Origin of the sequence: Amycolatopsis sp. NPDC005232 (assembly GCF_040607795.1) — a bacterium.
In the GTDB taxonomy this organism is placed as follows: domain Bacteria; phylum Actinomycetota; class Actinomycetes; order Mycobacteriales; family Pseudonocardiaceae; genus Amycolatopsis.
Genome location: NZ_JBEXHL010000002.1, coordinates 26,206 through 46,116, shown reverse-complemented (window position 1 = coordinate 46,116; position 19,911 = coordinate 26,206). Strand labels below are relative to the sequence as shown.

General features: G+C 70.0%; 20 protein-coding genes, 1 tRNA gene and 1 pseudogene. 11 read left to right on the top strand and 11 right to left on the bottom strand.

Translation table 11 applies throughout. The features are described from left to right. Positions 1–330 precede the first annotated feature (330 nt). Positions 331–834: a DUF6328 family protein gene (locus tag ABZU76_RS04000; RefSeq protein ID WP_354865961.1), complete on the top strand. Its 504-nt coding sequence runs from the start codon at positions 331–333 to the stop codon at positions 832–834. A gap of 726 nt (positions 835–1,560) precedes the next feature. Here ABZU76_RS04000 and ABZU76_RS03995 read toward each other — a convergent pair. Further along, positions 1,561–2,058 (bottom strand): Lrp/AsnC family transcriptional regulator, encoded by a 498-nt coding sequence (locus tag ABZU76_RS03995; RefSeq protein WP_354864862.1) that lies wholly within the window; start codon positions 2,056–2,058, stop codon positions 1,561–1,563. Positions 2,059–2,383: 325 nt separating this feature from the next. Between ABZU76_RS03995 and ABZU76_RS03990 the strand changes: the two genes are divergently transcribed. Genes ABZU76_RS03990 through ABZU76_RS03980 form a run of 3 tightly spaced genes read left to right on the top strand, consistent with a single transcriptional unit; the run spans position 2,384 to position 5,193 of the window. Then, the gene (locus tag ABZU76_RS03990; protein ID WP_354864860.1) at positions 2,384–3,925 is read left to right on the top strand and encodes an APC family permease; all 1,542 of its coding nucleotides are present in this window, start codon (positions 2,384–2,386) and stop codon (positions 3,923–3,925) included. 15 nt (positions 3,926–3,940) lie between these two features. Continuing rightward, a complete protein-coding gene (locus ABZU76_RS03985) occupies positions 3,941–4,738 on the top strand; it encodes a thymidylate synthase (protein WP_354864858.1) in 798 nt (265 codons plus the stop codon). Further along, positions 4,735–5,193, top strand: a complete 459-nt coding sequence (locus ABZU76_RS03980; RefSeq protein WP_354864856.1) for a dihydrofolate reductase — start codon at positions 4,735–4,737, stop codon at positions 5,191–5,193. The genes ABZU76_RS03985 and ABZU76_RS03980 overlap by 4 nt, the downstream gene beginning before the upstream one ends. Before the next feature lie 19 nt (positions 5,194–5,212). On the opposite strand, the gene lysA is transcribed toward ABZU76_RS03980, so the two are convergent. Then, entirely contained in the window at positions 5,213–6,550 is a 1,338-nt protein-coding gene (gene lysA, locus ABZU76_RS03975) for a diaminopimelate decarboxylase (RefSeq protein ID WP_354864854.1), read from the bottom strand. 208 nt (positions 6,551–6,758) lie between these two features. On the opposite strand from lysA, the gene ABZU76_RS03970 reads away from it, so the two are divergent. Next, the gene (locus tag ABZU76_RS03970) at positions 6,759–7,718 is read left to right on the top strand and encodes an RNA polymerase subunit sigma-70 (RefSeq protein ID WP_354864852.1); all 960 of its coding nucleotides are present in this window, start codon (positions 6,759–6,761) and stop codon (positions 7,716–7,718) included. A gap of 6 nt (positions 7,719–7,724) precedes the next feature. Here ABZU76_RS03970 and ABZU76_RS03965 read toward each other — a convergent pair whose 3' ends face one another. The 6 genes from ABZU76_RS03965 to ABZU76_RS03940 all read right to left on the bottom strand — a co-directional run bounded on the left by ABZU76_RS03965 (position 7,725) and on the right by ABZU76_RS03940 (position 11,734). Further along, positions 7,725–7,913, bottom strand: coding sequence for an RGCVC family protein (locus ABZU76_RS03965; RefSeq protein WP_354864850.1), 189 nt, complete (start codon positions 7,911–7,913; stop codon positions 7,725–7,727). Next, positions 7,910–8,959: an acyl-CoA desaturase gene (locus ABZU76_RS03960; protein WP_354864848.1), complete on the bottom strand. Its 1,050-nt coding sequence runs from the start codon at positions 8,957–8,959 to the stop codon at positions 7,910–7,912. Before ABZU76_RS03960 ends, ABZU76_RS03965 begins: the two co-directional genes overlap by 4 nt. Before the next feature lie 177 nt (positions 8,960–9,136). Then, positions 9,137–10,039, bottom strand: coding sequence for a dihydrodipicolinate synthase family protein (locus ABZU76_RS03955; RefSeq protein WP_354864846.1), 903 nt, complete (start codon positions 10,037–10,039; stop codon positions 9,137–9,139). A 58-nt stretch (positions 10,040–10,097) separates the two neighbouring features. Beyond that, positions 10,098–10,700 (bottom strand): dihydrofolate reductase family protein, encoded by a 603-nt coding sequence (locus ABZU76_RS03950; protein WP_354864844.1) that lies wholly within the window; start codon positions 10,698–10,700, stop codon positions 10,098–10,100. After that, positions 10,697–11,158 (bottom strand): dihydrofolate reductase family protein, encoded by a 462-nt coding sequence (locus ABZU76_RS03945; protein ID WP_354864842.1) that lies wholly within the window; start codon positions 11,156–11,158, stop codon positions 10,697–10,699. The genes ABZU76_RS03950 and ABZU76_RS03945 overlap by 4 nt, the downstream gene beginning before the upstream one ends. Before the next feature lie 105 nt (positions 11,159–11,263). Continuing rightward, complete coding sequence (locus tag ABZU76_RS03940) at positions 11,264–11,734, bottom strand: heme-degrading domain-containing protein (RefSeq protein ID WP_354864840.1); 471 nt, start codon at positions 11,732–11,734, stop codon at positions 11,264–11,266. Positions 11,735–11,886: 152 nt separating this feature from the next. Here ABZU76_RS03940 and ABZU76_RS03935 point away from each other — a divergent pair, with 152 nt between their 5' ends. Then, a complete protein-coding gene (locus tag ABZU76_RS03935; protein WP_354864838.1) occupies positions 11,887–13,944 on the top strand; it encodes a phosphocholine-specific phospholipase C in 2,058 nt (685 codons plus the stop codon). A gap of 444 nt (positions 13,945–14,388) precedes the next feature. On the opposite strand, the gene ABZU76_RS03930 is transcribed toward ABZU76_RS03935, so the two are convergent. Next, entirely contained in the window at positions 14,389–15,621 is a 1,233-nt protein-coding gene (locus tag ABZU76_RS03930) for a M20 family metallopeptidase (RefSeq protein ID WP_354864836.1), read from the bottom strand. 76 nt (positions 15,622–15,697) lie between these two features. On the opposite strand from ABZU76_RS03930, the gene ABZU76_RS03925 reads away from it, so the two are divergent. The 3 genes and pseudogenes from ABZU76_RS03925 (at position 15,698) to ABZU76_RS03915 (ending at position 16,761) form a co-directional block, all read left to right on the top strand. Further along, entirely contained in the window at positions 15,698–16,180 is a 483-nt protein-coding gene (locus tag ABZU76_RS03925) for a tRNA adenosine deaminase-associated protein (RefSeq protein ID WP_354864834.1), read from the top strand. Positions 16,181–16,203: 23 nt separating this feature from the next. Beyond that, a pseudogene (locus ABZU76_RS03920) lies at positions 16,204–16,629 on the top strand (nucleoside deaminase); the annotation flags it as partial. A 45-nt stretch (positions 16,630–16,674) separates the two neighbouring features. Further along, a tRNA-Ser gene (locus ABZU76_RS03915) sits at positions 16,675–16,761 on the top strand. Positions 16,762–17,035: 274 nt separating this feature from the next. Here ABZU76_RS03915 and ABZU76_RS03910 read toward each other — a convergent pair. Next, a complete protein-coding gene (locus ABZU76_RS03910; RefSeq protein WP_354864832.1) occupies positions 17,036–17,608 on the bottom strand; it encodes a hypothetical protein in 573 nt (190 codons plus the stop codon). Beyond that, a complete protein-coding gene (locus ABZU76_RS03905; protein ID WP_220244967.1) occupies positions 17,608–17,907 on the bottom strand; it encodes a hypothetical protein in 300 nt (99 codons plus the stop codon). The genes ABZU76_RS03910 and ABZU76_RS03905 overlap by 1 nt, the downstream gene beginning before the upstream one ends. Positions 17,908–18,221: 314 nt before the next feature. Between ABZU76_RS03905 and ABZU76_RS03900 the strand changes: the two genes are divergently transcribed. Further along, on the top strand, positions 18,222–19,145 hold the full coding sequence (locus tag ABZU76_RS03900) for a TauD/TfdA family dioxygenase (RefSeq protein ID WP_354864830.1): 924 nt from the start codon (positions 18,222–18,224) through the stop codon (positions 19,143–19,145). A 9-nt stretch (positions 19,146–19,154) separates the two neighbouring features. Then, positions 19,155–19,583 carry a limonene-1,2-epoxide hydrolase family protein gene (locus ABZU76_RS03895; protein WP_354864828.1) on the top strand — a complete coding sequence of 143 codons (429 nt, stop codon included), beginning with the start codon at positions 19,155–19,157 and terminating at the stop codon, positions 19,581–19,583. Positions 19,584–19,911: the final 328 nt, after the last annotated feature.

Here is a 19,911-nt window from a genome sequence, read left to right as displayed (position 1 = left end):
GGTCACTCTCTAGCCAGCGCGCGGACTGCGACGCCATGGGCGCCACCCGAACGTGTGAGCAGTTCCCCCGTCGTGGGCAGTGTCGGGTGAATCCTGCACAGGCTGGTCGGCCAGGTTCTCGGGGAGGGCGGGGCCTGGCGGTCGGGCTTAGTGTTTCGGCAGGAAGCCAACCCTGGAGCCCATCCGATGACTGATCCCGACGAGCAGAGCCGAGCCAACCCGTCCTCCGCAGACCCCGCAGGAGCCGAATTCCGCCGTGGGGCCGGCCTCGGTTCGACCACCGACGGTGCACCGCCGGTGGAGGCCGACGAGGTCATCGACAACCGCGACGTGGAGCACACCGGGGAGACGCGCAACCAGAAGCTGCAGCGCAACGTCGGCGAGCTGCTTCAGGAGCTGCGCGTCGCGCAGGCCGGGGTGCAGATCCTGTTCGGGTTCCTGCTGGCGGTCGTGTTCACCGACCGGTTCCAGGCGGCCAGTGGGCTCGAGAAGATGCTGCACATGTTCGCGGTGCTGCTGGCGGTCGCCGCGACGGCGCTGCTCACCGCACCGGCGGCGTGGCACCGCCTGTTGTTCCGCACGGGTCGCCGCGACGAGATCCTGCGCGTCGGCAACCGCGTCGTGCTGGTCGGCTTCGGCTGCCTCGCCGGGGCGGTCACACTGACGGTCGCCCTCATCGCGAAGGTCGTCTACGGCACCGCCGCCCTCATCGCCGCGGGCGGCTTCACGGTCCTGCTGTTCGGCTTGTTGTGGTTCGTCGTCCCGCTCCGTCTCCCCAAGGACGATCCGATCCCCGCCAACCCGCCGCAGCCGGAGCGCGACCGGCAGGGCTGACCGGGCGACGAGCCGTGCCCGCAGGCCGGACCGTTCGCCTGCTGTTTGAGGGGCTTCGGTGTTGGCGGGGCGGCACGGCGAGACCTTGCGGGCGCCCGGCTCTGCGGGACCGCCGGAAGGGGGCTGCAGCGGGACGCCGGAACAGCTCGCGAGAGTGGTTTCGCCGCGACAGGACCGCTTGTGCCACCGGCAGGCGCGGAGGGACCACTCGTGCCACTGCCACTGCCACCGCTGCCACTGCCACCGCCGCTGGCTGCTCGCGGTCACGAACTGGCGCGCCCGAGCTGCTCGGGCCGCAAGCGAGCGCGACGGGACCGCCGCCGAGCCTGCTCGCGTCGCGAATCGGCGCGACCGGATCGTCGGCGCCGCAGCATGCACGCGCGATGGGTCCCGCCACCGAGCCGGTACGAGGGGACCGTTCGCACCAGCTTGCGAGCGAGAGGGGGACCCATCGCACCAACGCGACAGCAGTCCCATGCATGCCAGCCGCAGCGTGCCCATCGGGTCGGTGCGAACACCACAACGACTTTGCCGGAACCCCTGCCTGGAACGGCGGGGCTGTGTGGTGAGCGGGGAAGGGCTGGGGATAAAGAGAAAAACGCACGCACCCAGACGGGAAGCAAGAGGCCGGAGTCGGAAGCCCACCTCAAACACCCAGTCACAGCGGAAAAAAGCTCGGAACTGAGGCGGGGACCCGGCCTCATCCGAGAAACGCGGGGAAAAACCTCACACAGTCAGGTTGCCCCACGCGTAGTTCTGCTTGGCCAGCTTCAGGTACACGAACAGCTCCGTGGAAGTCACCCCGGGGATGGGGCGCACCTGGTCTCCCAGGACGGCCAGCAGGTGCTCGTCGTCGCGGCAGATCAGGGAGGCCAGGAGGTCGAAGCGGCCGGCGCAGAGGACAACCTGGTGGACGTCGGCGAGGTCCGACAGGCGGTTGGCGACCTCGCGCGGGTCGCCGCTTACGGTGATGCCGATCATGGCCTGGCGGGTCAAGTCGACGTTTTCGGGGGCCGTCACGGCGACTATCTGCATCATGTCGTCGCGCAGCAGGCGTTGGACTCGCTGGCGCACGGCGCCCTCGGAGAGTCCGACTGCTTTGGCCAGTGCGGTGAACGAGGCGCGGCCGTCGCTCTGGAGCAGGGCGATCAAGGTTCTGTCTGTGCCGTCCAACGCCTTCGGCGTGCGCAGCTCCTCGACCTTCGTACGGTTTCCGTCACCCATGCCGTCCCTCCCTGTGTTTCGGCATGTGATTCCTTAGGCGCGCAGCGTATCTGCCCTCGCGCCCGAACAGGAGTTTGTTTCGGGATTCACGTGATCCCCCGGCCCGGCCGACGACGACGCCGGAATCAGTGGTCAAGGCGCTGTCGAGGTGATGTTTTCGGCGCGCGGATGTGCAACGGCGCACACGGAGTGCCGGGCTCGAGCACCTTCTCGGTACCGTCTGGCGGCTGTGAAACGGCCCAGAAGGGCCCCGAAAGTACGAGAAACACCCGGAAGGCCTAACGGGTCCGACCAAAATCCCACCCCCGCGTAAGGAGGACCGGTCATGTCCGAAGCCGTCGCGCTCGGCGCACACCCCGCCCCGGCCGTGCCGGCCAAAGGACTCCGGACAGGGGCGCTGGGCATGGTGTCGGCGCTGGTCATCGGGATGTCGTCGACGGCCCCGGCGTACTCGATCGCCGCGACGCTCGGCTTCATCGTGCTCGCGGGCGCCGGCTTCAAGGCCGCCGCGTTCATCCTGCTGTCGTTCATCCCCGTCCTCTTCGTGGCTGTCGCGTTCCGCGAGCTCAACACCGCCGAACCCGACTGCGGCACCAACTTCACCTGGGCGACGCGCGCGTTCGGAAGCCGCGCGGGCTGGATGACGGGCTGGGTGGTCACCGTCGCGCAGCTGCTGGTCATGAGCAGCCAGTCGGCGCTCACCGGCCGCTACACGCTGCTCCTGCTGGGCGCGGACAGCCTCGCGGACAACCGCGCCGTGACCACCGCCACCGGCTGCGCGTGGCTGCTCGCGCTTTGCTACCTGTGTTACCGCGGCATCGAGGTGTCCGCGCGCGCCCAGTGGATCCTGCTGGGCATCGAGCTCGCCGTGCTCATCATCTTCTCCGTCGTCGCCCTTGTCCGCGTCTACGCGGGCAGCGCCGGTCCGCAGGCAAGCCACCCGCAGTGGAGCTGGCTGTGGCCCGACGGGGTCGGCCTCGGCACGGCCGTGTCGGCGGTGCTGCTGGCCGTGTTCATCTATTGGGGCTGGGAAAGCTCGCTGTCGGTCAACGAGGAGTCGGCCGACCCGCGCCGCGCGCCCGGCCGCGCCGCCGTGCTCTCGACGGTGCTGCTCGTGCTCAACTACCTGCTCGTCACGGTCGCCGCGCTCGCGTTCGCCGGCGTCGGGGAGAGCGGCATCGGCCTGGGCAACGAGGCCAACTCCGAAGACGTGCTGGCCGGCCTCGGCGGCGCGGTGTTCGGCGGCTCCGGGCTCGGCAAGGTGATGGGCCTGCTGCTCGTCGTCTCCGTGCTCACCAGCGGCGCCGCCACCAGCCAGGCGACGATCATGCCCGCCGCGCGCACCACGCTGTCGATGGCGAGCCACGGCGCGCTGCCCAAGGTTTTCGGCCGCGTGCACCCGAAGTATCAGACGCCGTCGGTCTCCACCTGGGCGTTCGGCCTCGTCTCGCTCGTGCTCTACGTGCTGCTCGCGGTGTGGAGCGACAACGTCCTCTCGGACTCGGTCGACGCCGTCGGCCTGACCATCGCGATCGAGTACACGATGACGGCACTGGCGTGCGTCTGGGTGTTCCGCAAGACCCTGCTGGCCAGCCTGCGCCACTTCTTCCTGCGCGGGGTGCTGCCGTTCGTCGGCGCGGTGTTCTTCCTGGCCGTGCTGGTGCTCGCGGTCATCGAATACGCGAAGCCGGACGCGGGGGAGACCACCGTGTTCGGCATCGGCGGCGTCGCCGTGATCGGGGTCGTGTCGATCCTGATCGGGTTCCCGCTGATGCTCGCCGTGCACCGCGCGTGCCGCGAGTTCTTCGCCGGCCGACGCCTGCCCCGCGGGTCGGTGGCGCGTGACGGCGAAGCCATCGAGGTCTGATTTAGGCTGGTGGGCATGCCGGACACACAGTACGAAGACCTGCTCCGCCACGTGCTCGACACGGGCGCCCGCAAGCAGGACCGCACCGGCACCGGCACGCGGTCGATCTTCGGGCACCAGCTGCGCTACCGGCTGGCCGACGGCTTCCCGCTGGTCACCACGAAGAAGGTCCACTTCCGCTCGATCGCCTACGAGCTGCTGTGGTTCCTGCGCGGCGACTCCAACGTCAGCTGGCTGCAGGACAACGGCGTCACGATCTGGGACGAGTGGGCCTCCCCCGAGGGCGACCTCGGTCCGGTCTACGGCGTCCAGTGGCGCTCGTGGCCGACCCCGGACGGCGGGCACGTCGACCAGATCAGCGAAGTGCTCAAGACGCTGCGCGAGAACCCCGACTCGCGGCGCATGATCGTGTCCGCGTGGAACGTCGCCGACATCCCGCGCATGGCGCTGCCGCCGTGCCACGCGTTCTTCCAGTTCTACGTCGCCGACGGCGAGCTGTCCTGCCAGCTCTACCAGCGCAGCGCGGACCTGTTTCTCGGCGTGCCGTTCAACATCGCCAGCTACGCCCTGCTCACCCACATGATCGCCGAGCAGGTGGGCCTGCGCGTCGGCGACTTCGTGTGGACCGGCGGCGACTGCCACGTCTACGACAACCACGTCGACCAGGTCCGCACGCAGCTCGCGCGCGACGCGCGGTCGTTCCCGACGCTGAGCCTGAAGCCGGCCGACAGCCTGTTCGATTACACCTACGAGCACATCTCGGTCGACGGTTACGACCCCCATCCCGGCATCAAGGCACCGGTGGCGGTGTGATCGGGGTCGAATGGGCGCAGTCGGCCAACGGTGTTATCGGCCGCGACGGCGCGCTGCCGTGGCACCTGCCGGAGGACCTGAAGCACTTTCGCGAGCTGACCTCGGGCGCGACCGTGCTGATGGGCCGCCGGACGTGGGAGTCGCTGCCGCCGCGATTCCGGCCGTTGCCCGGCCGGCGCAACCTCGTACTTTCGCGCACGCCGCAGGAAGGCGTCGAGACGTTCCCCGACCTGGCGCAGGCGTTCGCCGCGGTGTCCGGGGACGTGTGGGTGATGGGCGGCGAGGCCGTGTACCGGGCAGCGCTGCCGTTCGCGGACCGGATCGTGGTCACGGAGATCCAGGAGCACTTCGAGGGTGACACGTTCGCGCCCGAGGTCGGGCGGCCGCCGGACTCCACCGGCGAGTGGCAGGAATCGTCGACGGGGCTGCACTACCGGTTGCTGACCTGGGGCTGAGGTCAGCAACCGGCTCGCTTCAGCAGCGGCGCAGCAGGTCCTCCTCGGTTTCGCGGGGCACGAGTAGCTTCGCGAAGCCGTCACGCACGCCGATGAGCGGCGGGCGGCCCACGAGGTTGTAGTTCGAAGCCAGCGAGTGGTGGTACGCGCCGGTGCACGGCACAGCCAGCAGATCGCCGGCGTGCACGTCGTCGGGCAGGCAGACGTCGTCGGCCAGCACGTCACCCGACTCGCAGTGGCGGCCGACCACGGTCATCGGCTTGCGCGCGGCCTTCGTGTGCCGCCCGACGAGGCGCGCGGTGTAGCGGGCGCCGTACAGGGCGGGGCGCGCGTTGTCGCTCATGCCGCCGTCGACGGCGACGAACGTCCGACTGCCGCGCTTCACCGCGCACACCCGGTACACCGTGATCCCGGCGGGGCCGACGATCGCGCGGCCGGGCTCGATCGTCAAGCGGGGCAAGGGAAAGTCGTGCGACGAGCATTCATAGGCCAGCGCGACCCGGAGCCGACGCGCGTAGCCGTCGAGATCGAACGACGCCTCGCGGTCGAGGTAGGGCACGGCGTGGCCGCCGCCGAGGTCCAGCTCGCCCAGGGTGACGCCGTACTGGTCGCGCACGCGCACCAGCACCTCCACCATGCGTCGCGCGGCCTCCTCGTACCGGTCGACGCGCACGACCTGCGAGCCGATGTGGCAGTGCAGCCCCACCAGCCTGAGCCCGGGCTGCGCGAGCACGGCGGCGACGGCGCGGTCCACGTTGTCGCGGACATCCGGGCGCAGCGAGAAGCCGAACTTCTGCCCCTCGGTGCCGGTGGTGATCGCCGCGTGGGTGTCGCCGGAGACGCCGGGCGTCACGCGGATCATGACCTGCTGCGCTCCGTGGGCCAGTGCGCCGAGCTGCTCGATCTCGTCGAGCGAGTCGAGCACGATGCGGCGCACACCGTACTCCAGCGCGGCCTTGAGGTCTTCGGGGGTTTTCGCGTTGCCGTGCAACAGGATCCGCTCGGCGGGGAAGCCGACGGACCGCGCGACGGCGAGCTCGCCCGCCGAACACGTGTCCAGCGAGAGGCCTTCCTCCGCCATCCAGCGCACCACGGCGCGCGTGCACAGCGCCTTGCTCGCGAAGGCCACTTCGGCCTCCGGCAGGGCACGGCGGTAGGCGCGCGCGGTGTCGCGCACCTGGGCCTCGTCGATGAGGTACGCCGGGGTCCCGAACCGGTTGGCCAGGTGGCTCACCGGAGCACCCGCGAAGATCAGCTCACCGCCTTCGCCGAGGCAGGTGCTGCGCGGCCAGAGCCCCGGCTCGAGATGGTCGGCGGCCTCACAACCGAGGCTGGGGAGGAGCTCGCTGAGTGTCACGGTGACCTCCGGACGATGTGCGAATTCGGACACCGTCAGCACACTGCGGTGGTGTTCGATTCACCCCAGCCGTGAACACCACCCTGACGCTCCGCCCGGCCGCGCTGACACGCTTTTAACGCGCGAGTAACTTCGGCCACATTCCGTTTGACCTGCGAAGAGTCGATTTCTCCCGCCGTGTCCCGTCTCATGGGACATGGTTGAAGAGATGACGGACTTCGCGACCGAAACCGAGACGCACCGCCACGAGCTGCGGGTGCACTGCTACCGGCTGCTCGGTTCCTTCGACGAGGCCGAGGACCTGGTGCAGGAGACGCTGTTGCGCGCGTGGCGCGGCCGCGGCACCTACGACGGCCGCGCCGGCCTGCGCGCGTGGCTGTATCGCATCGCGACGAACGCGTGCCTGGATCACCTCACCGCGCACCCGCGTGAGCTGCCGGTGCTGGACTTGCCGACGGCCGGCGGTTCCGATCTGGCGCCGCGGCCGGACGTCGCGGTGCCGTGGCTGCAGCCGGTGCCCGACGACGTGCTCGGCGAGGTGGTCGCGCGCGAGACGGTGGAGCTGGCGTTCCTCGCGGCGATCCAGCACCTGTCCCCACGCCGTCGTGCGGCGGTGGTGCTGCGCGACGTGGTCGGCTGGTCGGCCCGCGAGACGGCGGCGGCGCTCGAGACGACGCCGGCGTCGATCAACACCGCCGTGCTGCAGGGGCGGGCGTCGCTGAAGGAGCACCTGCCGCAGCGGCGGACGGAGTGGTCTTCCGAGGGCAGCGACGAGGAACGCGCTGTGGTGGCGCGGTACATGGCGGCGTTGGTGGATCACGACGAAGAGGCGTTCGCTTCGTTGTTGCGCGAAGACGTCCGCTGCAGTCACGGCCCGGGCGCCGGCGGGCACGTCGGCGCGGAGCCGACTTGGTACGCGGGCCGAGAGACTGTGCTCGAAGGCTGGGCGCCCGCGTTGCGCGGTCCGGACGCCGTGGCGTTCCACGTGCTGGCAACGCGGGCCAACGGCCTCCCGGCGCTCGCGACCTACCTCCGGCTCGACGGTGCGTTCCGGGCCTTCGGGCTCAACGTGTTGCGAATCGCGCGAGGGAACGTCGCTGAAGTGACAACGTTCGCCCCGGCGGTGTTCGAGCTGTTCGACTTCCCGCAAACGCTGCCACTCGACTGACGCTGGTCAGCGTCCTCGGTGCTGGGCTTTTTTCGCGGCGCCGCACACACAACCGCGGTCAGCGGCCTGGCCGGCGGCGGTCGCCGCGCAGTACCGGCGGGCGATCACGTCGTGCTCCTCGAGTGGGTGCGGGCAGCTGGGGCAGGACGTCTCGGGCCGAACTTCCGCCGGGGTCTCGTGTTCGGCGGAAGTCATGACGTGGCCGGCTCCGGCGCGCGCTCGCGCAGGGGGGCGCCGACGGAGTGAAGGTGTTCGAGCACGTAGCCGTAGGAGCGCGCCCAGCCGCACTGGGCGTAGGAAATCCCGTGGCGGGCGCAGAACTCGCGCACGATCACCTGCGCGTGCTTGAGGTTCCCGCGAGCCATGCTCGGGAAGAGGTGGTGCTCGATCTGGTAGTTGAGGCCGCCGAGGGCGAAGTCGACGACGACGCCGCCGCGGATGTTGCGCGACGTCAGCACCTGCTTGCGCAGGAAGTCGAGCTTGTGGCCGGTCTCGAGCATTTCCATGCCCTTGTGGTTGGGAGCGAACGAACATCCCATGTACAAACCCCACAGGAACTGGTGTACGACGATGAACACCAGACCCGTCAGCGGTGACAACACGATGAACACCGCGGCCAGGTACGCCACCAGGTGCCCGATCAGCAACGCCGACTCGAGCTTGTGCCGGCGCATGTCACCGGCCCACACCGCGCGAATGCTCGACACGTGCAGGTTGAGGCCTTCGAGCAGCAGCAGCGGGAAGAAAAGGAACGCCTGGTACTTCGCCACCCAGCGCAGGAAGCCGCGCTTCTCGTGGCTCTGCGCGCGCGAGAACGCGAGCGCGGCGATGTCGACGTCCGGGTCCTCGTCCTCGTGGTTCGGGTTGGCGTGGTGGCGGGCGTGCGTGGCGATCCACCAGCCGTAGCTGAGCCCGGTGAGTCCACCGTGGACGAGTCCGGTGGCGTCGTTGGCCTTGCGGCTGGAGAAGATCTGCTTGTGGCCGGCGTCGTGGCCGATGAAAGCCAGCTGCGCGAACATCATCGCGAAGAAGGCGGCGAGGAACAGCTGCCACCAGGAGTCGCCGAGGAACACGAACGCCACCCAGCCGCCCGCGAAGGCGGCGAGGTTGAGGCCGATGCGGATTCCGTAGGCAGTACGGCGTCGCTTGAGCAGACCGGCTGCCTTGACGAGCCGCGAAAGTTCGGCGAAATCGCTTCCGGTGGCGGGTTCCGTGGCGTCGAAAGTGGGCGAAGTTGTCATCGCGACACCGCTCTGGTTCAGGCGAATCGCTTGTCCAGAGACGGATTCCGGCCACGACGGGTCCGGTCCCGGTCCGGGAGAAGGGCGCTGGGGCCTAGGCCGCGGTGGCACCGCGGCCTGCCCACACCCTCTCATCCTCGGCTTACAAAGGCAATTGCCCGCGGGTGTCGGGAAACCTCAAGAAAGTCCCCACGACGACAGCAGATCGAAAACCTGCTCACGCTCGGCGGCGGTCAGCCGGCGGCTCGGCGGCCGCACGTCGGGCCGGCAGAGGCCGAGTTGCGACAACGCGTCCTTGACCACGCTCACGTTGTTGGCGTTTCGTTCGGCCGCGCGCATCTGTTCGAACGGCCGGATCAGTTCCCACAACCGCATGGCACCGGCGAAATCGCCCTCGCGCAGCCGCGCGAACAGGTCGAGCGAGATGCGCGGCGCGACGTTCACCAGCCCCGATGTGAACCCCTGCGCGCCGACGGCGAAATAGCCCGGCGCCGAAAGCTCGGCCAGTCCCGCGATCCAGACGAACCGTTCGAGACCGGCGTCACGCGAAACTGTTGCAAAACGCACAGGATCTGACACCGCGTACTTCACACCGATCACATTCGGCGCCGCGTCGGCCAGGCACGCAAGCTCTTCGCCGCCGATCTCGGGGTTGCGCACGTACAGCACCACGCCGACCTCCGGCACGGCCGACGCGATCGCGCGGTGGTACTCGACCCAGCCCTCGCGCGAGACGTACGGGTGCACCGGCTGGTGGATCATCACCAGGTCCGCACCGGTGTCGCGCGCGTGCCGCGCCGCCTTCACGGCCGTGCGCACGTCGTGCCCGACGCCCGCCAGCACACTCGCCTCGCGCGCCGCCTTCACGGTGACCTCGAGGCACAGCCGCGTCTCGTGCTCGTCGAGCGCGTAGAACTCGCCGGTGTTTCCGTTGGGCGTGACCACCTCGATGCCACTGGTCACCAGCCGCTCGACGAGCCGGCCGTACGTCTCCGCCTCGACCCCGCCGCTCCCGTTGAACGGCGTCACGGGGATCGCGACGACGCCCGCCAACCGCCGTTTCTGCACTTCGAACGTCACTGGTGTGTCCGATCTGATATATGATGTGACGGCGCAGAGGGTAGCATGGGGTGGTGGGTCAAGCGTCCTGATCTTCGGGTCGTGCGGTCCGGTAGACCTGCACGGAGACACCCTTGCCGGTCGTGCGGTGTTCGACGAGCTCGAGTGCGCGGCGCGGTGTTCCCGGCGGGAACAGCCGTTGTCCCTTTCCCAACACCACGGGGAACACCCACACGCGGTGCTCGTCGACCAGGCCGGCGGCCATCAGCGTCTGGAGCAGATCGCCGCTGCCGTGCACCTGCAGCTCCCGCCCGGGCTCGGCCTTGAGCTCGGTCACGGCCCGCACGACGTCGTCGCGCAGGAACGCCGTGCCCTGCCACGACGAACGTGTGAGCGTGCGCGAGGCGACGTACTTCGGCAACGTATTGAGCGGTCCCGCCACCGGGTCGGAGCCGCCGACGGAGGGCCAGTAGCCCGCGAAGATCTCGTACGTGCGGCGCCCGAGCAGGAACGCGTCGGCACGCGAGAACCAGTCGGCGGTGTACTCGGCCATCACCGCGTCGTAGTACGGCGTGAGCCAGCCGCCGAGGTCGAAACCGCCGCGCGGGTCTTCGGTGGGCGTGCCCGGGCCCTGCACCACTCCGTCGAGGGAGACGAACGTGGTGGCGGTGAGCGTGGTCATGCCATCGACCCGAACGTCGGCGCGCCCGCGGCCGCGTACTCCTGGATCACGACGCCGGTGCTCGTCGCGCTCGTCGACAGCGGGCGCAGTGCGAGCGGGTGCGCACCGGCGGGGAAGAGCGGGTGGCCTTCGCCGAGGACGACGGGGAAGACGAGCAGCCGGTACTCGTCGACGAGGTCGTCGAGCTCGGCCACGAGGCTGCCGCTGGCGTGGAGCTGCAGTTCGCCGTCGTAGTGGGCCTTCAACCGGCGGATCTCGGCGGCGAGGTTGCCGGTGACGACGTGCCTCGGCAGATCACCGGCGCTCGGGCAGTAGTCGGCGACGTTCCTGACCTGCAGGAACGCCGACGCGCGGCGCTGCCAGCGGGCCAGGGCCGCGCCCATCTGCGCGTCGACGTGACCCGGTCCGCGCACCACGCCGTCCAGAGTCAGGAACGCCGTGACGGTCAGCTTGCCCATCGGTCGCCTCCCTCGTTCGTCGGATCTGTGGTGAACCGTCGAACGAGGGAGGCGCCGAATCGACAACTTCTTGTGCGCGGGCTACCAGTTTTTGTGCCGGGTTTTTCAGCCGGCGAGGAACGCGGCGAGCTGCTCGACCACGAACGCGTGGTCGTCGGCCTGTGGCAGGCCCGAGACGCCGACCGTGCCGACCGGCCCGACGTCCTTGACCAGCACCGGGAACACGCCGCCGTGGGCCGCGTACAGGTCGGGGTCGAGGCGCGAGTCGGCCTCGAAGCTGCTGCCCTTCGCGCGGAACTGGGTGCCCACGAGGAACGAGCTGTGCCCGTAGCGGTCGACGACGCGGCTCTTGCGGTCGATCCACGCGTCGTTGTCGGCCGATGTTCCCGGGAGTGCGGCGTGGAACAACCGCTGTCCGTTTCTGCGCACGGAGATCGTGACGGGCAGGGCGCGTTCGCGCGCCGCGGCGAGCAGGTGCTGGCCGAGCGCGAGGGCGGTCTCGTTGTCGAACCGGGGGAACACCAGCCGGCTCTCCTGCTCGAGGAGCTCCTGCATGAGCTCGGTTTCGGTCGTCATGTCCGCTATTAAATCAACACTGTTGTGTAATTGCCACCGTGTTCAGTCGCGGTTCACATTCGGCTGCTTGTCGTGCGCCGTGCCCTGGGGAAGGCTGCTTGCCGCGCGTGATGTGGATCTCCGTCACGCACATTCCGGACGAGGAGGCACGGATGGGGCAGGCGGAAGGGCGGCTGAGCCGTCGCTCGGTGCTCGGCGGCGCGGCGGCGGCCGGCATGGCAGGCGCGGCGGCGGGTCTCGGCGGCGCGTTCGCAGAGGCGGCCGCGGGTCCCCGGCGGCGCGGCAGCCTCGACGACGTCGAGCACGTGGTGGTGCTCATGCAGGAGAACCGGTCGTTCGACCACTACTACGGCACGGCGGCCGGCGTCCGCGGCTTCGGCGACACCGCGGCGGTGCGTGACGTGTTCCGCCAGCCTGACGCGAAGCGCACCGACGGCGGCCACCTGCTGCCGTTCCACGTCGACACCGCTCTCGTGGACGGCCAGGACCTCGGCGACCTCGCGCACGACTGGGCCACCACGCACCAGGCGTGGGCCAACGGCGCCTACGACGCGTGGGTCCCGGCGAAGACCGAGATGACCATGAGCTACTTCAACCGCGACGACCTACCGTTCCACCGGGCGCTCGCGAGCGCGTTCACCCTGTGCGACAACTACTTCTGCTCGTTGCAGGGCCCGACCACGCCCAACCGCCTCTACCACTGGACGGGCATGATCGACCCGGACGGCGAGCTCGGCGGCCCCGCGACCTGGAACCCGGACGACTACAATCCGGTCTACCGCTGGACGACCTACCCGGAGCGACTGCAGGCCGCCGGGATCTCCTGGCAGGTCTACGCGAACGACGAGGTTGGCGACGGCGCGGACGGGTACGTCGGCGACTACGGCGACAATCCACTGTGGCTGTTCCAGCAGTACCACGACGCGCTGGCGTCGGCGGACCCGAAGAAGCGCCAGCTCGCCGAGCGGGCCAGCCTGCGCGCGCAGTGGAAGGCGGATTCGGGGCAGGGCAAGAATGTCGACCATGTGCTGCAGCAGTTCGTGGCGGACTGCAAGGCGGGCACGTTGCCGGCGGTTTCGTGGGTGGTGGCGCCGTACGCGTACTGCGAACACCCGGCCGCGCGGCCGGTCGACGGCGCGGCATACACGCAGCGCGTGCTGAAGGCGTTGTGGGACAACCCGAAGCTGTGGGAGTCCACTGTGGTCTTGATCAACTACGACGAGAACGACGGGTTCTTCGACCACGTGGTGCCGCCGTGCGCTCCGGCCGGAACGCCGGGCGAGCTGCTGCCGGTGAACCAGCCCTCGGGTCCCGGCGGCGTCGGGACGGGCGCACTGGCGCCGATCGGCCTCGGGCCGCGCGTGCCGATGACGGTGATCTCGCCGTGGAGCCGCGGCGGGTTCGTGAACTCGCAGGTCTTCGACCACACGTCCGTGCTGCGGTTCCTGGAGACGTGGACGGGTGTGCGCGAGCCCAACATCTCGGCGTGGCGCCGCGAGATCTGCGGTGACCTGACGAGCTGCTTCGACTTTTCGCGTCGGGATGTTTCCATCCCCACGCTGCCGGACACGACGGCGTTGCGCGCCGAAGCGGACCGGACGCAGACGAAGCTGCCCAAGCCGGCGCCCCCGCTGACAGGGCAGCAGGCCACGCCGGAACAGGAGCGCGGAACGGCTCCGGCGCGGGCGTTGCCTTACCAGCCGGTGGCTTTTGTTTCGGTGGGTGCGGGGTCGCTGGCTTTGCAGGCCTCGAACCACGGGGCGGCTGGTTTGCAGTTGGCTTCTTACGCTTATCACGCCGGTGGGGTTTCGCAGCGGTTCGACGTTTCCGGTGGCGGTTCTGCTGTTGGGAAGATTGCGTTTTCCGGTTCTTATGACATCGCGGTTCATGGGCCTAATGGATTTGTGGTGGAGGCGTCCGGGGATTCGTCGACTTCGGGCGTGGAGGTCGCGGCTTCCATTTCAGGTTCGGCCGCGCACCCGGTTTTCCAGGTGAAGGTGACGAATTCCACGTCTCGGCCGGCGACGTTGACGGTGAAGGGGCGCCCCGGCTTTGTGGTGGGTGCGCACGGTTCGCACACGCTTTCCGTTGATGCGCTGGCCGACCATTCCGGCTGGTACGAGGTGCGGCTGTCGCTCGTCGGGCACGCGGAGTGGCATCGGCGGTTCGCCGGGCACCTGGAGAACGGGCAGCCGAGCAGGACGGCTTGATCTGGCTGTGCGGGGGGACCGTTCGCTGGGCGAAGGGTCCTCTCGTGCGGCGCTCGCGCATGACTGGACCTCTCGCGCGCTCGGCGGCGTGACTGGACCTCTCGCAGTGCCTGGCCGTGCGACTGGACCTTTCGCGCGCGGGTTGCGCCGCGAGGGGACCTTTCGCGCCCAACTGGCGGGTGCGACTGGGCCACTCGTGCGCTGGCTGAGGCGCGACTGGACCGTTCGTGCCGTCGATTGAGTGCGAGCGGTCCGGTCGCGGCGCACCGAGCGCGGGCGAGGGGACCTGTCGTGCCACAGCAGCCGAGCGAATGGTCGCTTCGTGCCAGTCTCGAGGCCGCGAGTGGTCCCCCCGCGCCGCCGTGAAGACGCGACTGGACCGTTCGCGCACATGAACCGGCACGAGGGGACCGTTCGCCCAGCGAATGGTCCCCTCGTGACCCCTCAGCCCCGCAAAGCGTTCAACGCGAACGCCGCATACATCGCCACCCCAGCCGGCATCGCGGCCTCGTCGAAGATCACCCGGTTCGAGTGGTTCGCGGGCGCGTCCGAAGGCGAAAGCCCCGGCGGGCAGGCCCCGAGGAACGCGAACGCGCCCGGAACCCGCTGCAGCACATACGAAAAGTCCTCCGCACCCATGATCGGGTGCGGGATCTCCTGGACGTTCTCCTCGCCGAGCACCGTCGCGCCAAGGGCCAGCACGTCGGCGGCCACCCCGGCGTCATTCACGGTCGGTGGGTAGCCCGGCTCGATGTCGGCCAGGACGCGGCAGCCGTGGGCCGCCCCGATGGACTCGCAGACGCGGGGCAGCTCGGTCCGGACCACGGCGCGCGTGGCTTCCGACAGGGTGCGGATGGTCCCTTCGAGCACGGCCGTCTCGGGGATGATGTTCGTGGTCGTGCCGGCCTCGATGCGGGTCACGGAGATCACGGCGGGGTCGAAGACGCCGATGCGGCGGGTGACCATCGTCTGCAGGGCGCCGACCATCGCGGCCGCCGCGGGGACGGGGTCGATGGCTTCCTGCGGGGCGGACCCGTGGCCACCGCGGCCGGTGACGTCGACGCGGAAGGTGTCGGCGGACGCCATCATCGCGCCGCCGCGGACCTGGAGGACGCCGGTGGGCGTGTTGGCCATCATGTGGAGACCGAAGGCCTGCGAGACGCGCGGGCCGGCGGCGTCGAGCACACCCTCGTGGATCATGAAGCGCGCGCCGTGGTGGCCTTCCTCGCCGGGCTGGAACATGAAGACCACGGAGCCGGCCAGCGAGTCGACGCGCGAGGCCAGCAGGCGGGCGGCGGAGGCGAGCATGGCGACGTGGGTGTCGTGCCCGCAGGCGTGCATGGAGTCGTCGACCTCGGACGAGAACTCGAGGCCGGTGTCCTCGTGCAGCGGCAACGCGTCCATGTCCCCGCGCAGCAGCACGGCCGGGCCCGGGCGCGCGCCGCGCAGCACGGCGGTGAGCGACGTCGTGGAGCGGCCTTCGGTCACGGAAAGCGGCAGGTCGGCCAGGGCCGAACGGATAGCTTCCTGCGTCTGCGGCAGCTGGAGCCCCTGCTCCGGCCGGCGGTGCAGAGCGCGGCGCAACGCGACGGTGCGGTCCTGCAGCTCCCGTGCGGCGTCGAGCAGCCCGTCGAGGCGGGTGTCCGGGAGAGTCGGCAGGTCGGTGGGTCCGGTCATGGCTCGATAGTGGCACCACGGACGCTTCGGGTGCACCGTGCGTGCGCTCGCATCGGCGGCGGAATACGGTGTGCGCATGGCGGTGCAAGAGCCGGTCACGGGCTTCGCGATGGCAGTGGTCCGAGAAGACGGTCGGTGGCGGTGCAGTGCGCTCGATCCCGCGGCGCTCACGGAGCTCGACGCGGCGATCACCGAGCTGGGGAAACTCCGCTCGACCGGCGCGGCGTTCGGGCTCCTGGCGGTGGACGACGAGTTCTTCGTGATCGTGCGGCCGAGCCCGCGGGGGCCGTCGCTGTTGCTGTCGGACGCCGCGGCGGCGCTCGACTACGACATCGCCGCGGACGTGCTCGACGTCCTGCGCGTCGACCCTCCCGACGAGGACGACGACGCCGTCTGGCCCGAAGGCGACCTCGACATCCTCGCCGATCTCGGACTGCCGGGCGGCGAGCTTGAAGTTATCGTCGGAGAGGTGGATCTCTACCCCGACGAGCAGCTCCAGATGATCGCCCAGCGCTGCGGCTTCGCGGCCGAGTTCTCGAAACTTCTGGACGAGCTCTGAGACGCCCGGCCGACACCGAAGCCGTGCAGGCGGCGCTCGAAGCCGCGCGCGGTCCAGGCGCCGATGTGCCCATCGGCGCCGTGGTGTTCGGCCCTGACGGAAGGCCTCTCGCCGCGGCCCGCAACGCCCGCGTCGAGCTCGGCGACCCCACCGCCCACGCGGAGATCCTCGCCCTGCGCGCGGCCGCCCGCGTCCACGGCGACGGGTGGCGCCTGGAGGGCTGCACGCTCGCCGTGACGTTGGAACCATGCACGATGTGCGCGGGTGCCCTCGTGCTCGCCCGCGTGGCCCGCCTGGTGTTCGGCGCGTGGGAGCCCAAGACCGGCGCCGTGGCCTCCCTGTGGGACGTCGTGCGCGACCGCCGGCTCAACCACCGCCCCGAAGTCCACGGTGGTGTGCTGGCCGCGGAGTGCGCTGAGCTGCTCGAGACGTACTTCGCCACCCGCCGCCACCCCGCCGACACCGGGCCCTTGGCCTCCGGTATTGTTCTCGGCGGTGGCGTGTCCGAGCGGCCGAAGGAGCACGACTCGAAATCGTGTGACGGTTAATCCCGTCCGTGGGTTCAAATCCCACCGCCACCGCTCGCGAGTGGGCGAGCTATGTCGACGGAAAGCGTCGAGGTAGCTCGCTCGCTGTGTTTCTGGGGGTGCAACCCCCAGGCCCCGCCCGGAGGGCGTTGCCCCCGGACCCCCGGTGGTGGTCACCTGCCGCGGGTTGGTCACTGTGGCGGATGGCCGTCGTTGAAAGACAAATCCGGTAGTTGTGCTCAGGTCGAGCTGTCGTCGGCGCAGCCGGTCGGCGGGCGTTCGGTTGCGGGGTACCGATTTGCGAGCCGGCGCGCAGGAAGCCGGGGACTCAGTCGAACGGCAGAACGGGTGTGCCGAACGGCTCCAGGAACGAGATCGTCTCCATGATCGTCGACACCCCGGTTTCCACGGCCCGCACGACCGCCGCGCACGCCTCGATCACCGGTTGCACCGCTTCGGTCGAGCGGTCCCCCGCCAGTACCGCCACCGCGGACGCCGCGGCTGACCCCGCGACGCAAGTGACCTGAGCGGCCGTCTCAGCCGCGAGCCGGTCGAGCAGATCGGCCAAGTCCAGCCCGACGGCGGCCGTGCGGGCGGCGGCTTCGGCGGCCTGCCGGTAGTGCACGTCGAGCTCGTCGGCGCGAGTCCGGAACAGGGCGGCGGGCTCGCCGCCCCAGCGCCGTTCCGCGCGGTGGGCGCCGCTTTCGAAGGCGAGGCGGGCGGTGACCAGGACGTCGCGGCCGGTCGACAGGGTGCGGGCCGACTCGCGGATGGCGGGAGGTGAGCAGTCGATCTGCTGCAGCGCGGCCACGGGGTCCGGGGTGCCGAGGCGCGCGCCCGCCTTCCGCAGCGGCTCGAGGGTTGCGGCGGCTTTCTCCAGGGCCGGGTGCAGGAAGGGCATCAGGTGAACAGCGCCGTCGCCACCGCGGGGCGGATCTTCTCCGCGTGCCCGCCCGCCGCCATGCGCAGCCGGCCGGCGAGGTCGGACGTCGCGTCGCCCAGCACGCGGGCGTCGACGTCGCGGGCGGCCAGCGCGGCCTCCCAGCGCGAGGCCAGCTCGCGCGCCGGCGCGGAGATGCCGAACGGCGTGGACTCCAGGCGCGCCTCGGCGAAACGGCCTGCTGCCTGGTCGGCGTCGGCCGCGGCCTTGTCCAGCGCGTCGGCCGCGGCGCGCAGCCGCTCACTCGTCGAGCTCGCCATGGCGACCTCCCCTTCCCGGAACAAACCAGTTCAAGGTGGCCAGGCCCCCACCTCGTCACCCTGTAGGGGGAGATCTAACCTCATCACGTCCTGTGTGGTCACTCGGCCGGGCGTAGGACAGTTCCACGTCGTGAAGAGCCTTGACCCCGCTCGGCAGCGCTGACGACCATCGCGCCCATGCCAGCCACCCGCCCGCGCAGCCGACCCGGTCGCCTGCCCGGCGCAGGCGCAGCCGCGCTCCGGTCGACGCGGCAAGGCACTCCGATCGGCCGAACTTCGCTCAACCAAGCCGATTCGCCCACCCAGAGGGCTTGATGTCGATCGACTTCCTGCGCTCGTCGGCCACCCCCGCCGACGGCATCCTCGAAGGCCCGCGCGTGCTGCGTCGGCTGCCCGAAGGCGTCGAAGAACGCCCCTACGAACTGTTCACCCTCCGTCCTCTCGGCCGGGTGATCGGGGCCGAAATCGAGGGTGTCGGCCTCGGAGCGTCATTGACCCCCCGGGTTCGCGAAGAGCTGAACCGGGCGTTGCTGGAGTGGAAGGTGCTGTTCTTCCGCGAACAGAAAATGACGTCGGAACAACAGCGCGTGTTCGCTTCCCACTGGGGAGCGTTGGAAACCAACCCCTTCATCCCGCAAGGCGACAACAACGAAGTCGTCCGCTTCACCCGCACCGCGGGCATGCCGGGCTACGAGAACATCTGGCACGCCGACGTCACCTGGCGTCCCGCACCCGCGCTCGGCTCCGTCCTCCGGCTGGTGGAGGTCCCGCCGGTCGGCGGCGACACGATGTGGGCCGACATGGCCGCTGCCTACGACAACCTGCCCGCCGACGTGCGCGAACGCGTCGACGGACTCACCGCCGTCCACGACTTCGTGCCCGGCTTCGAACGCTTCACCGACCCGGACCTGCTGGCCGCCCACCGGAACCGCTTCCCGCCCGTCGAGCACCCGATCGTCCGCGTCCACCCCGAGACGGGCCGCCGGACGCTGTTCGTGAACCAGGCCTTCACCACCCACGTCGTCGGCCTCGGCAAACCGGAGAGCGACCGCCTGCTCCGTTACCTCTTCCTCCAGGCCCACACGCCCGAGTACCAGGTGCGCTTCCGCTGGACCCGTGGCGCCGTGGCGTTCTGGGACAACCGCGCCACCCAGCACTACGCCGTGAATGACTACCACCCCCACAACCGGGTGGCCGAACGCGTCGCCATTGTGGGCGACCGGCCGTTCGGGGCTTAACCTGGTGGTATGAGCGAACCCAAGGCCGTGGTCACCGCGTTCCTGCAGGCTCTCGAGGACATGGACGTCGAGCGGGCGCTGAACCACGTCGCAGTCGACATCACCTACCAGAACGTGCCGCTCCCGGCCGCCCACGGCCTCGCGGCAATGGAGAAGCAGCTGCGCATGCTGACCCGGTTCGGTACCGGGTTCGAAGCGCGCACGCACCACATCGCCGCCGACGGCAACGTCGTGCTCACCGAACGCACCGATGTGCTGCGCCGCGGCTCGTTCGCGGTGGAGTTCTGGGTGTGCGGCACCTTCGAGGTCGAGAACGGCCGGATCGTGCTGTGGCGCGACTACTTCGACTGGACGACGTTCCTCGCGGCCAGCGCGAAGGGCGCCGGACGCGCGGCGGTGGCCGGAGCGAAGACGCTCATCGGCAAGGCCCGTTCGTGAGCGGTGCGGCCGCCAAGCCGCCGAACCGCACCGCCCACGAACCCCCGGGGCAAACTTTTCGCGGACGCCGCGGTCGCGGGAGAAACTGAAGATCCCGCGTCCGCGGCGTACCCCAGCGGGGCGCGAAACCGCGCGAGCCGAACACGATCAACCCCCATGTGATCGTGTCGCCTCCCCCCGCGGTGTGCGACCCGTGAGCTCCCGGGAAGTGGTCTGGGCCACATTCTCGTGGGCTCGCGAGTAAAGGTACCTCCGTCGCAAACCGACCGCGCCAAAGCTTGACCTGCATTTAAGGCAGATAGGCCGTCCGGGTGACGACCCTGGGGAG